Annotated in this window: 12 protein-coding genes; 6 read left to right on the top strand and 6 right to left on the bottom strand. The window is 62.7% G+C overall.

Annotated features, from left to right (window positions below; translation table 11 throughout):
- Positions 1-101 precede the first annotated feature (101 nt).
- The 6 genes from G4G27_RS23315 (at position 102) to G4G27_RS23290 (ending at position 7,858) form a co-directional block, all read left to right on the top strand.
- On the top strand, positions 102-980 hold the full coding sequence (locus tag G4G27_RS23315) for a sugar ABC transporter permease (protein WP_183110835.1): 879 nt from the start codon (positions 102-104) through the stop codon (positions 978-980).
- Entirely contained in the window at positions 977-1,792 is an 816-nt protein-coding gene (locus G4G27_RS23310; protein ID WP_244624478.1) for a carbohydrate ABC transporter permease, read from the top strand. The genes G4G27_RS23315 and G4G27_RS23310 overlap by 4 nt, the downstream gene beginning before the upstream one ends.
- A 146-nt stretch (positions 1,793-1,938) precedes the next feature.
- Entirely contained in the window at positions 1,939-5,019 is a 3,081-nt protein-coding gene (locus tag G4G27_RS23305; protein WP_183110834.1) for a discoidin domain-containing protein, read from the top strand.
- Positions 5,016-5,225 (top strand): hypothetical protein, encoded by a 210-nt coding sequence (locus G4G27_RS23300; protein ID WP_183110833.1) that lies wholly within the window; start codon positions 5,016-5,018, stop codon positions 5,223-5,225. Before G4G27_RS23305 ends, G4G27_RS23300 begins: the two co-directional genes overlap by 4 nt.
- On the top strand, positions 5,222-6,568 hold the full coding sequence (locus tag G4G27_RS23295) for a GH1 family beta-glucosidase (RefSeq protein WP_183110832.1): 1,347 nt from the start codon (positions 5,222-5,224) through the stop codon (positions 6,566-6,568). Before G4G27_RS23300 ends, G4G27_RS23295 begins: the two co-directional genes overlap by 4 nt.
- Before the next feature lie 93 nt (positions 6,569-6,661).
- Complete coding sequence (locus tag G4G27_RS23290; protein WP_183110831.1) at positions 6,662-7,858, top strand: acetyl-CoA C-acyltransferase; 1,197 nt, start codon at positions 6,662-6,664, stop codon at positions 7,856-7,858.
- A gap of 334 nt (positions 7,859-8,192) precedes the next feature.
- Here G4G27_RS23290 and G4G27_RS23285 read toward each other — a convergent pair whose 3' ends face one another.
- The 6 genes from G4G27_RS23285 to G4G27_RS23260 all read right to left on the bottom strand — a co-directional run bounded on the left by G4G27_RS23285 (position 8,193) and on the right by G4G27_RS23260 (position 12,108).
- Complete coding sequence (locus G4G27_RS23285) at positions 8,193-8,714, bottom strand: SRPBCC family protein (protein WP_202049627.1); 522 nt, start codon at positions 8,712-8,714, stop codon at positions 8,193-8,195.
- Positions 8,707-9,153 carry an SRPBCC domain-containing protein gene (locus G4G27_RS23280; RefSeq protein WP_183110830.1) on the bottom strand — a complete coding sequence of 149 codons (447 nt, stop codon included), beginning with the start codon at positions 9,151-9,153 and terminating at the stop codon, positions 8,707-8,709. Before G4G27_RS23280 ends, G4G27_RS23285 begins: the two co-directional genes overlap by 8 nt.
- Positions 9,150-9,479: a metalloregulator ArsR/SmtB family transcription factor gene (locus tag G4G27_RS23275; protein ID WP_183110829.1), complete on the bottom strand. Its 330-nt coding sequence runs from the start codon at positions 9,477-9,479 to the stop codon at positions 9,150-9,152. The genes G4G27_RS23280 and G4G27_RS23275 overlap by 4 nt, the downstream gene beginning before the upstream one ends.
- Before the next feature lie 268 nt (positions 9,480-9,747).
- Positions 9,748-10,200: a MaoC family dehydratase gene (locus G4G27_RS23270; protein ID WP_183113987.1), complete on the bottom strand. Its 453-nt coding sequence runs from the start codon at positions 10,198-10,200 to the stop codon at positions 9,748-9,750.
- A 151-nt stretch (positions 10,201-10,351) separates the two neighbouring features.
- Positions 10,352-10,921: a TetR/AcrR family transcriptional regulator gene (locus G4G27_RS23265; protein ID WP_183110828.1), complete on the bottom strand. Its 570-nt coding sequence runs from the start codon at positions 10,919-10,921 to the stop codon at positions 10,352-10,354.
- 230 nt (positions 10,922-11,151) lie between these two features.
- On the bottom strand, positions 11,152-12,108 hold the full coding sequence (locus tag G4G27_RS23260; protein ID WP_183110827.1) for a hypothetical protein: 957 nt from the start codon (positions 12,106-12,108) through the stop codon (positions 11,152-11,154).
- Between the last annotated feature and the right edge of the window lie 132 nt (positions 12,109-12,240).

The raw sequence follows: 12,240 nt of genomic DNA, 5'->3' as shown, positions 1-12,240 counted from the left end.
CGCCCTGAGCCTGTCGAAGGGCCGTCCTTTCTTCCTTCTGTTGAGAATAAGAACGGTGCTTCGACAAGCTCAGCACAAACGGACGTGGGGGTGCGCTGCCCATGAAGCGCGAGCGCGCCGCCTGGATCTTCGTCGCGCCCGCTTTGGTCGCGCTCGGGCTGTTCTTCTTCTTGCCGGTGGTCGCCGCGCTGGTGCTGAGCTTCACCGATTTCGACATTTATTCGCTCGCCGACATCTGCAATCTGCGCTTCGTCGGGCTCGACAATTACCTCACATTGCTGCGCACGCATTTGTTCTGGAAGGCGCTCGGTAACACGCTCTATTTTGTCATTCTCGGCGTGCCGTTGTCGATCGCGCTGTCGCTCGGCGCGGCACTGCTGATCAATTCGAAACTGGCGCGGTTCAAGGGATTGTTCCGCACGATCTATTTCGCGCCGGTCGTCACCACGCTCGTCGCGGTGGCGGTGATCTGGCGTTATTTGCTGCACACCAAATATGGCCTGATCAACTGGGGGCTTGGCGGGTTGGGGATCGATCCGGTCGATTGGCTCGGCGATCCAAACTGGGCGATGCCGGCAATCGTCATTTTCGCGGTGTGGAAGAATTTCGGTTACAACATGATCATCCTGCTCGCCGGGCTACAGACCATCCCGGAGGAGCTGTACGAAGCCGCCAAGATCGACGGCGCCGGACGCTGGGCGCAGTTCCGCCACGTCACCCTGCCCGCGCTCGCGCCGGTCATGCTGGTCGTGTCGATCCTGACCATGGCGGGTTATTTCCAACTGTTCGCCGAACCTTATGTCATGACACAGGGCGGACCGGTCGAGAGCACTGTATCCGTCCTGTATTTCATGTTTGAACAGGGTTTCAAATGGTGGAATCTGGGCTTCGCGACGTCGGTCGCGTTCGTCCTGTTCGTCATCCTGTTCGCGATCACTTTGGTTCAGCTAAAACTGTCGCAGCGCTGGAGCGACCAGTGAGAAAAGGCGCGCTCCTTACCAACACGCTGATGGTGCTGCTCGGCTTGTTCGCCGTCGCGCCGTTGCTGTGGATGCTGTCGGTATCGGTGATGCAGCCGGGCGAGGCGGCGCATTTCCCGCCGCCGCTGATCCCGGCCGATCCGACCACGACCAATTACGTCACGCTGTTCGCCTCGACCGATATGGCGCGCTACTTCGCCAACTCGTTGCTGCTCGCGTGCCTCGCCACCGCGCTGTCGCTGACCTTCAACGTGATGGCGGGTTATGCCTTCGCCAAGCTCAATTTCCGCGGGCGCGACCGGATCTTTCGGTTTCTGCTCACCGCCTTGGTCATCCCGGCGCAGGTGGCGATGATCCCGCTGTTCCTGATCTGCAAGGAGCTGGGGCTAGTCAACAGTTTCGGCGGTGTGCTGGTGCCGTCGATCGCGACGGTGTTCGGCATCTTTCTGGTGCGGCAATATGCGCTGGCCATTCCCGACGAGATGCTCGAGGCGGCGCGGATCGACGGGGCGAGCGAGTTCCGCATCTTCCGCGTCATCGTGCTGCCTTCGCTCGGGCCGATTCTGGTGACGCTGGCGACCTTCAGTTTCCTCGGGAGCTGGAGCGATTTCCTGTGGCCGCTGATCATCCTCAATGACGGCGACAAGGCGACGCTGCCGGTCGCACTGGCCAATCTCAGCCGCGAACATGTGCAGGATTTCGAACTGATGATGGCGGGCAGCGTGGTGACTTTGCTGCCGGTGCTGATCCTGTTCGTGGTGCTGCAGCGTTATTACATCTCCGGACTGCTCGCCGGGAGCGTCAAGGGATGAGGGTGTGCGTTGCCTTGACCGCGCTCGTTGCATGCAATGCGCCCCTCACCCCCGTTCGCGCTGAGCCTGTCGAAGCGCGGCTCTCCTCGCACGCCGGGCAAGAAGGAAGAACGGCCCTTCGACAAGCTCAGGGCGAACGGGATGGGGTGGCTCTCGATACAATGGACCTGGTCGGCTCCTGGCAAGCCAAGGCGTCTGACGGGGTTTCCGCCACCGCATCGACCGTCCCCGGCCATGATGGCAAGGCGCTGCGGCTCGACTGGGACTTTGCGCATGTGTCGGGCTATGCCTATGTCCGGCGGCCGCTACCGGTCACGCTGCCGGACAATTACGCGATCAGCCTATGGGTGCGCTGGAGCGGGGGCGTCAACAATCTCGAATTCAAGCTGGTCGATGCGAGCGGCGAGAATGTGTGGTGGGTATCGCGGCCCGATATCAGGCTGAAGCCGGGCTGGCAGAAGCTGGTTTTCCGCAAGCGCGACGTCGGATTCGCCTGGGGCCCGACAAATGACAAGGTGCTGCGCCAGGCGGCGTCGATCGAATTCGTGGTCAGCCGCGGCAAGGATGGCGGCAAGGGCAGTCTGGATATCGACCAGCTCGAACTGACCGCATTGCCTGCGATCGCCGCCGCTCTTCCCGCGCCAAAACCGGGCGCCGCGGATGGCGATGCCACGCTGGCGATGGACGGCAAGCTTGCGAGTATATGGTCAGGCAAGGCGCCGCTGACGATTGATTTCGGTGGGGCGAAGGAATTCGGCGGGGTGGTGCTGCGCTGGGCTAGTCCGCCGCCCGATTATCGCGTCGAGACATCGATCGACGGCAGCAGCTGGGACTTGCGCCGCTCGGTCGTGGCGAGCGATGGCGGCGACGATCCGATCGCGCTGCCGGAGAGTGAGGCGCGCTATCTGCGCATCGTGCCCGGCGGCGTGGCACGGCTCGCCGAGATCGATGTGAAACCGCTCGACTGGGCGGCGACGCCCAATGCCTTTATCGCTTCCCTCGCCAGGGATGCACCGCGCGGCAACTACCCGCGCGGGTTTTCGGGCGAACAGAGTTACTGGACGCTGATCGGTACCGATGGCGGCGCGGCGTCGGGCCTGATCGGTGAGGATGGCGCGGTCGAGATCGGCAAGGGCAGCTTCTCGATCGAGCCGTTCGTCGAGATCGGCGGCAAGCGTTTCGGCTGGGCCGATGTCAAGGCGATACCGAGCCTGGCGGACGGTTACTTACCGATCCCGTCGGTGACATGGGACAGCCCGGGCTGGACGCTCGAGACGCGCGCGTTTTCCGATCCGGCGGCGCGCGACGGGCGAATGATGTTGCACTATATACTGCGCAACAAAAGCACCGCGTCGGTCAAGGCGAGGCTGGTGCTGGCGGTGCGCCCGTTCCAGGTCAATCCGCCCGCGCAATTCCTCAGCCAGCGCGGCGGGGTGAGCGAGATTTCCCGGCTATCGTGGCGCGACGGGGAACTGGCAGTCCGTGGTGCGCCTGACGTCGGAGCGACGTTGACGATCGTGCAAGCACTGTCATCACCAACCGATGTGAAAATCGCGCGCTTTGATGCTGGCGGCGCGCTCCCCCCTGACCCTTCCCCGGCGAAGGCCGGGGCCCAGTTACGCCGCCCTCGCGACTGGGCCCCGGCCTTCGCCGGGGAAGCGGTTGAGGACGAGACGGGCCTTGCCTCTGCGGCGCTGAGCTATGACGTCGCGCTCGCGCCGGGTGAGGCGCGGACCTTCTATCTCACCGCTTCGACACCGGGCAAACCGTTCTCACCGGTCGCCGATGCTGCGGCGTTCGACGCGGCCGAGAACGCCACGCGCGCTTATTGGCGCGAGCGGCTCGACCGGGTCGTGATCACCGTGCCGCCCGCGAAACAGGTGCTGGCCGACACGGTTCGGACCGGCCTCGCGCATATCCTCATGAGCCGCGACGGGCCGATGCTGCGCCCGGGCACGCGCAGCTATGCGCGGTCGTGGATCCGCGACGGAGCGATGATCTCCGAAGGTTTGCTGCGCCTCGGCCAGCCGGAGATCGTCGCGACATATGCCGACTGGTACACGCCGTACATCCTCCCCAATGGCAAAGTGCCGTGCTGCGTCGATTTCAAGGGCGCCGATCCGGTGCCGGAGAATGATAGTCACGGCGAATATATCTTCCTCGCGACCGAGCTCTATCGCTACACCGGCGACCGCGCGGCCCTCTCAAAATACTGGCCCGCAATCCTCGGTGCCGAGCGCTATATGGAAAGCCTGCGCGCCGAGACGCGGACGCCCGGCACCGACAAATGGCTGTACGGCCTGATGCCGCCGTCGATCAGCCACGAGGGTTATTCGGCCAAGGCGCAATACAGCCTGTGGGACGATTTCTGGGCGCTTCGTGGGTACAAGGATGCGGCCTATGCGGCGCAGGTGCTGGGCAAGCCAGAGGCCGCAGCAATCGTGCAGCATCGCGATCAGTTCCAGAGCGATGTGCACGCCGCGATCGGCGCGGCGGCAGCGCACTGGAAGATCGGTTTTATACCCGGCGCGACGAGTCTTGGCGATTTCGATGCGACCTCGACGACGATGGGGCTCGACCCGGCGGGCGAACAATCACGGCTCGATCCGGCACTGCTGGCGGGCACGTTCGATCGTTACTGGCGCGACTTCATCCTACGTCGCGACGGCAAGAAGGCGTGGAAGGATTATACACCGTACGAGCTACGCAACGTGTCGGCGATGATCCGGCTGGGCAAGCGCGAACGGGTCGATCCGATGCTCGATTTCTTCTTTGCCGACCGGCGCCCGGCGGCGTGGAATGGATGGGCCGAGGTCGTCGGCAAAGCGCCGCGTGAGATACGCTTTATCGGCGATATGCCGCATGCCTGGATCTCGTCGGATTTCATCCGAGCAGCGCTCGACATGTTCGCCTATGAGCGTGCCGATGACGGCGCGCTGGTCCTCGGCGCGGGGCTGTCGGACGCCTATCTCGACGGGCTGGGATCATCGATCAGGGGCTTGCGCACGCCGCATGGCAGCCTCGACCTGACGATGCGCGCGACGCCCGCGAAACTGTCGGTCAAGATCGGCGGCTCCGCCAAGCCAAAGGGGGGATTCATCCTGCCCTGGCCGTGGAAGACCAGGCCGGGCCGCGCGACGATCGATGGCAAGCCGGCCCGTTTCAGCAATGGCGTGCTGCTCGTCCCGGTGACCGGTCGTCCTATCATCGTGGAGGTATCACGATGATCGCTGCGACGCTTATGGCCCTGGGACTTGCCATGACATCACCATCCCCGCGCCCTGAACCTGTCGAGGGGCAGCATCCGCAACCTGCCGCTGTGCCCGATGACTATGCATACCAACTATTCCTGCCGCGCGGCTATCTCATCGAACATCGGCGTGCGGTGCCCACCTCTACGACCAAGACCGATATCAAGAAGGACAAGAAATGACGAAGACGCCCTTCCCCGCCGATTTCCTCTGGGGATGCGCCACCGCTGCCTATCAGATCGAAGGGTCGCCGCTCGCCGATGGCGCGGGGGCGAGCATCTGGCAGCGCTTCAGCCACGACCCGCGCCTGATGGCGACGAAGGGCGATACCGGCGACATCGCGTGCGACCATTACAACCGCATGGAGGACGATGTCGCGCTAATGAAAGAGCTCGGGCTGCAGGCCTATCGCTTCTCCGTCGCCTGGGGCCGGGTGCTACCCGACGGGACCGGACGGGTGAACGAAGCGGGGCTCGGTTTCTATGAGCGGCTGGTGGATATGCTGCTCAAGAACGGCATCGAACCGTTGTGCACGCTCTATCACTGGGACTTGCCGGTGGCACTCGACGATCGCGGCGGCTGGCTCAATCGCGACATTGCCGACTGGTTTGCCGATTATGGCCGGGTGCTGTTCGAGCGGCTCGACGGGCGCGTGAAGAAATGGGTCACGCTCAACGAACCCTGGGTGGTGACCGATGGCGGTTATCTGCACGGCGCGCTGGCGCCGGGGCACCGCAACATGTTCGAGGCGCCGATCGCCAGCCATAACCTGATGCGCGCCCATGGTGCGGCGGTGAAGGCGTATCGCGAGGTGGGCAAGAACGAGATCGGGCTGGTGGTCAATCTCGAGCCGAAATATGCCGCGTCCGGCTCGGCCGATGACATGGCGGCGACGCGCCGCGCCGAGGCCTATATGAACCGCCAATATCTCGAACCGGCGATCCATGGCCGTTATCCGCCCGAGCTGAAGGAGATTTTCGGCGAGGCCTGGCCCGACTGGCCGGCGGCGGATTTCGATCTGATCAAACAGCCGATCGATTTCATCGGGGTCAATTATTACACCCGCAATGTCACGCAGGCGGACGACAGCTTTCCGCTCAAGGCAGGGCCGGTTGAACAGAAACAGGCGACTCACACGACCACCGGCTGGGAAGTCTTCCCGCAAGGGCTGACCGACGTGCTGCTCTGGGTGAAGGACAATTACGGCGATCTGCCACTGTACGTCACCGAGAATGGCGCGGCCTTTTACGATCCACCCACGGCGGAGGGCGGCAAGGTCGATGATCCGCTGCGGGTCGATTATCTGAAGAAACATATCGCAGCGATCGGTACGGCGATCGAGCGCGGGGCGGACGTTCGCGGTTATATGCTATGGTCGTTTCTCGACAATCTCGAATGGTCGCTCGGCTATTCGAAACGCTTCGGCATCGTGCATGTGAATTTCGACACGCTGAAGCGCACGCCGAAGAATTCCGCGCGTCTCTATTCCCAGGTGATCGCAACCAATGGAGAGACGCTTTACTGATTGAGTGAAGCCGACATTCCACCAAACGGCCTTTCCAAATCGGGCTGCTGGCCTTAATCCGCCACCATACCCGAGTCTCGAAAGGTCATTGACATGCGTGAAGCCGCGATCGTTGCCACCGCCCGTACTCCGATCGGCAAAGCCTATCGCGGCGCGTTCAACATCACCGAAGCGCCGGTGCTGGCGGGTCATGTGATGAACGCGGCGGTCGAACGCGCCGGGATCGATCCGGCGCGGATCGACGATGTGTTCTGGGGCGTCGGCGGACAATGGGGCACGCAAGGCGGCAATGCCGGGCGTATGGCGATCTTCGCCGGCGGCCTGCCGCAAAGCGTGCCGGCCTTCACGCTCGATCGCAAATGCGGCTCCGGCCTGACCGCGGTGGCGCTGGCCGCCCGCTCGATCATCGCCGGCGACATCGATGTCGCGCTGGCCGGCGGCATGGAATCGATCAGCTTCACCGTGACCAAGGACGCGCCGCGCTACGTCAACCAGTCGGTGCTCGACAAGGAACCCGCGGCCTATATCGCGATGATCGAGACCGCCGAGATCGTCGCCGAGCGCTACGGCATCAGCCGCGCGGCACAGGACGACTATGCCGCAAAGAGCCAGCAACGCGCGGCACGCGGGATCGAGACCGGCGCGTTCGTCGAAGAGATCGCCCCGATCACGGTCGAGAAAGGCCTGTTCGACAAGGAAGGCAATCGCACCGGCAGCGAGACCATCACCGTGTCGCAGGACGAAGGCATTCGCGCCGGCACGACACTGGAGGCGTTGCAGGGGCTGAAGACGGTCTGGCCGGGCGGTCAGTTCACCGGCCCAGGCCGCAACGTGACCGCAGGCAATGCCAGCCAGTTATCGGATGGCGCCGCTGCGCAGATCCTGATGGACCGCGCGACCGCCGAGGCTGAAGGCAAGCAGGTCCTTGGCATCTATCGCGGGTTCCAGGCGGCCGGCTGCGGGCCTGAGGAAATGGGCATCGGGCCAGTCTTCGCGATTCCCAAACTGCTCGACCGTGCCGGGCTTTCCGTGGCGGATATCGGACTGTGGGAGCTGAACGAGGCGTTCGCGTCGCAATGCCTTTACTGCCGCGACCATCTCGGCATCGACCCCGAGAAGTATAACGTCAATGGCGGCGCGATCGCAGTCGGGCATCCGTTCGGCATGACCGGGTCGCGGCTCGTCGGGCATGCGCTGATCGAAGGGCGCAAGCGTGGCGTGCGTTATGTCGTGGTGTCAATGTGCACCGCGGGCGGCATGGGCGCAGCGGGGCTGTTCGAGATCGTTTGAGGTTCGCGAACAAAGCCCCTCCCCTGTGGCTACGCTATGTCGACAATAAGAAAGAGCGAGCCGGTTTGGTCCGGCAAGCGATGAATTCCAGATTCTGTGCCGTGGTTGAATCGCCGCCGGAGACAGTGCCGTGCGGACGAGCGGGGGAGATATGGGACACCGGTTGTGTTTTATCTCAGGCCGTCTGCCGGATGAGCAGTTTAGATATTATTTCTTTGTATATCAAGTGCTTAGAATGAACGATTAGAATGAACGAGTAGCCCCGGTGCGGGACTTGAGATGGTTTGAGACCGCAAACTCAAGCCCCTCCCTTTCAAGGGAGGGGCTTTTTGCGTCAGCCCAGCGCCTCCCGGACCTTGGCTTCCGAGTCCTTATGCAGCGCCCAGAAATCGCGCACTGTGCCGCCGGCCAGCTTGGTCTGCAGCACTGCGAGATGCGAGTACCAGCCGCCGCCGAAATTGGCCATCGCGACCGGGCCGCTAATGCCGCTGTGCGTCAGCACCAGCCTGGTGCGGTCGCCATCGGGCGACAGGTCGAACGTGGCAACGCCTTCCTTGCCGCCATCCCAGCTAAAGGCGAGACGGTGCGGCGGATCGTAAGCGATGATCTTCTCATGGGCGATATGGCCTTTTCCGCTCTTGTATTTCTCCGGATAAGGTACGTCGTCGCTCGATAGATTATCGTGATCGAAGACCAGTTCGATCTCACCGCCTTCGCGATCGTCGGTTGCGCCACCGGCGAACCATTGTTTGCGCAATTCTGGTTCGACCAGCCAGCGCCAAACCGTCTCGATCGGCGCGTCGAGTATACGCTCCATGCGGATCTTGTCGGCGGCGATACGTTCCAGATCAATCATCGATCTTCTCCATTAAGGTAGCGAGGCCAGCGAGGATCATCGTCCAGCCCTGACGGGTACGATCCTCATAGGCCGCCCATTGCGGGTCCATTTCGTGAGTGAGCGTCAGGGCCGATCCGGCGCCGGTGGCGACGATCTCGATCGTCACCCGGGTCCATTCGTCCTCCTCTGCCGGATCAGCGGCGAACAGGAAGACGAGCCGGTGCGGCCGATCGATCACTTCATATTTCAGCCGGTGGCCGGCATCGCCAGTGGCACGCCGTTCGACGATCAGCGCATGACCGCCAACGCGCGCGTCGATCTCGACCGTCCGCATTTCCCCATCAGGCGTGGCGAACAGGAACTTGCCGGCCTGGGCGGGGTCGAGCCAGGCATCGAACACGCGTTCGGCCGACGCGGCGAAATCGCGCTTCACGATCAGGATGATCGGTGCCGTCATGGCTTTTTCTCCATATCGTTGGCGATGAGCGTCTCGAGCAAGTCGAGACGGTTGGTCCAGAACTGCTCCCATTGCCGCAGCCAGACCTGAGCCTCTTGCAAGGGCTCGGCGCGCAACCGGCAGAGCTGCGTCCGCCCAGCCTTGCGCCGTTCGACCAGTCCGGCGCGTTCGAGCGCCTTCACATGTTTGGAAGCGCCGGCGAAGCTCATCGCGTGCGGCGCAGCGAGCTCACCAATGCTGCGCTCACCACCCGACAGGCTGGCAAGCATGGCGCGGCGCGTCGGATCCGAAAGCGCGGCGAAAGTGGCGTCGAGTCGTTCAACCATGTGGTTGCGTATCGGTGTCGCGCTGATGATTGTCAACCGATTGGTTTAATAATTTCTGTGCAGGTCAGGAAAGCACTGGAGCGGTTTCGAGTTGAGTTGATCCGCGTCGTTCCGTTCGGGCTGAGCTTGTCGAAGCCCCGTTCTCTCTTGCGGCAGAGGTAGGAGAAGAACGGCCCCCTTCGACTGCCTGCCAAGGCAGGCGCTCAGGACAGGCTTCGACAAGCTCAGGGCGAGCGGAAGAGGGTGATTCCGCCCTGCCGACGTCGCGCTAAGCGGGTTTGCTCATCATCAGCGCGGCGCGCATCGTGCGCAGGATGACCTCGTCGCGCTGGTTGAGGCCGATATGTTCGAAGGTGACGATGCCCTGCCCTGGCCGCGACTTGCTCGGGCGCAGTTCCTTGACCTCGGTCTCGGCGCGGATCGTGTCGCCGGCGAACACGGGTTTCGGAAAGACGGTCTCACTCATGCCGAGATTGGCGACCGTCGTACCGAACGTCGTGTCCTGCACCGACAGTCCGATCACCAGCCCGAGCGTGAAGAGCGAGTTCATCAGCGGCTTGCCGAATTCCGTCGTCGCGGCATAGGCGTGGTCGATATGGATCGCCGCCGGATTATAGGTCAGCGACGAGAACAGCATATTGTCCATGTCGGTCACCGTGCGGCGAATCTCATGGACGAATTTCCGCCCGATCTCGAATTGCTCGAAATATAATCCCGCCATCGTCATGCCCTCTCGCAATTCGTCAGCGCGGGGTTGAGCCGATTTGGCGGCCAAGATCAACATGGCCACCATATCCGCCAAGCCAGTCGCGCCTGTTCTCCGCGGCGGCGCGCGATCTGAAATGACGGCATCAATGACCCGGTGATCGAGATTATTTGCCCGGCGCCGGTTCGCGCAGGAAGACGCGGATGATCGAATCGGCGTGGCGCTCGATCTCATCGGGCACATAAAGGTCGCGCCCGGACACCGCGAGAATCTCGGGCGCGAGCAGGAACGGCATCTGACTGGCGGCGGTGAGCATCATGAACAGCGACATCGGATCGACATCGGGCAAGGCGCCGGACGCCTGAAGCCGTTCGATCACCGGACGGCACCAGTCATGCCCCTCGCGGATATAGCGTTCGGCGGCCCATTGCAGTTCCGGCCCCTCGAGGATCGATTGCTGGATCATGATCCGGGCATGTTCGGGATGGCGCGCGCAATAGCCGACATACCAGTGGATAAAAGCCTTGAAGGTGGTGATATCGTCGCGGCTGCCCCGCTCGATCGCGGCGGGCATTTCGCCTTCCATCCGGTCGAACAGGAAGACGATCGCCTGGCGCCAGAGCTCGCTCTTGGTCTGGTAGATATGCCGGATCATGCCATGCTGCACGCCGGCCTCCTGCGCGATGTCGCGCAACGACGCGCCTTCGAACCCGCGACGAGAGAAGTGATTGAGCACTGGCGAGGATCGCCTGTCCGGTGCTGCGCAATTGCTGTTGACGCAGTGTCGGCTTCGTCGATTTCGTCATCGGTCGAGCAATCCGTGTCCTCACCCATTGGGTCAAGATCGCGTCGTAACCACCCCATGATCGATGCGGAAGGCCAAAGCGGTTCCCGTATTGGATCGACAGGATGGCGGGCGATCGTGCATCGCCCGCCATCCCGTTCACGCCATGATCGGGACCATGATCAGGGAACGTTGCTCAGCACGCTTTGCCAGTTGGTCGTTTCGGTGAAGATTTCTCCGCCCGACGCCTTGATCGCGTCGCGGCCATCCGTCGCCCCCTGCAACTGCCACATCATCCAGGCAGTCGGATAACCGAGATAACCATGAACGCCGTTGGCGCACATTCCGGAGACGCAGTTGGGCGTGCCCTGAACGTCATTATGGTTCGGCCCCTTCAGGATCGCCTTGGCCTTGAGCAATGGTGCAGGTGTCGCATTGTAATAAGCGGTGTTCGAATTGAGCTGACTCCCGAACAGCTGCGTATCCGGCGAAATCAGCCAGTCGGCGGTCCCGCTGACATAGAAGATCGAGCCGCTTGTCGCCGCCTGCAGGTCTGCGGTCAGCAGGCAAAGAGTCGGCGGGTTGCAATACGCCTGCTGCGCGATGTGGAACGTCACCGCGGTGCGGATCAGGCCGCTCGACTTCAGCATCGCGTTGACCGCGCCGGACGCTCCTTGCGAATGGCCCATCGCCCCGATCTTCGTCGTGTCGAGCTTGCCGTTGAAGATGCTGCCGGCATCCGTGTTGCGGGCGACCATATAGTTCGCGCTGTCGATCATCGTCTGGCCGAGACCGGTCGTCCCGTCGCGCGTGGCGATCACCACAAAACCCCAGGATGCGAGATGGCGCAGCAGATAGGCATAGGTGGTCGATGCGATCGGTGTTGTGCCCGATCCATTGCCCCACACGATGATCGGATGCTTCATTCCACCCGCGCCGAGACTGGACGGATAGAAGATATCGCAAGGGTTACCCTTCGAATCGCAGCCGGCGGCGGTCGAGGTCTGGGCGACCGTCCACGAACCATCGGCGTAATATTTCTGCTCGATCGGCTTTGTCGGCAAGTTCGGCGCGGACAAGGCCGCCGCGCTCCATGCCAGCGCGACAGCGCCAATCAATCCTTTAGAAAGGGCCTTCATCGGTCTCTCCTCTTGGTCCGCCGACTATCGGGCGGTGACCGAGCGTCACACAGGCATAGAGCGAAATCAAGTTTCACTATCCGTAAGGATAATGATTCAGCGTGGCGCTCGATATGAGCCGCGATTCTGGGG

Source organism: Sphingomonas sp. So64.6b (assembly GCF_014171475.1).
In the GTDB taxonomy this organism is placed as follows: domain Bacteria; phylum Pseudomonadota; class Alphaproteobacteria; order Sphingomonadales; family Sphingomonadaceae; genus Sphingomonas; species Sphingomonas alpina_A.
The sequence above is the reverse complement of the archived record's forward strand: the minus strand, read 5'-3'. Positions and strand labels throughout refer to the sequence as shown.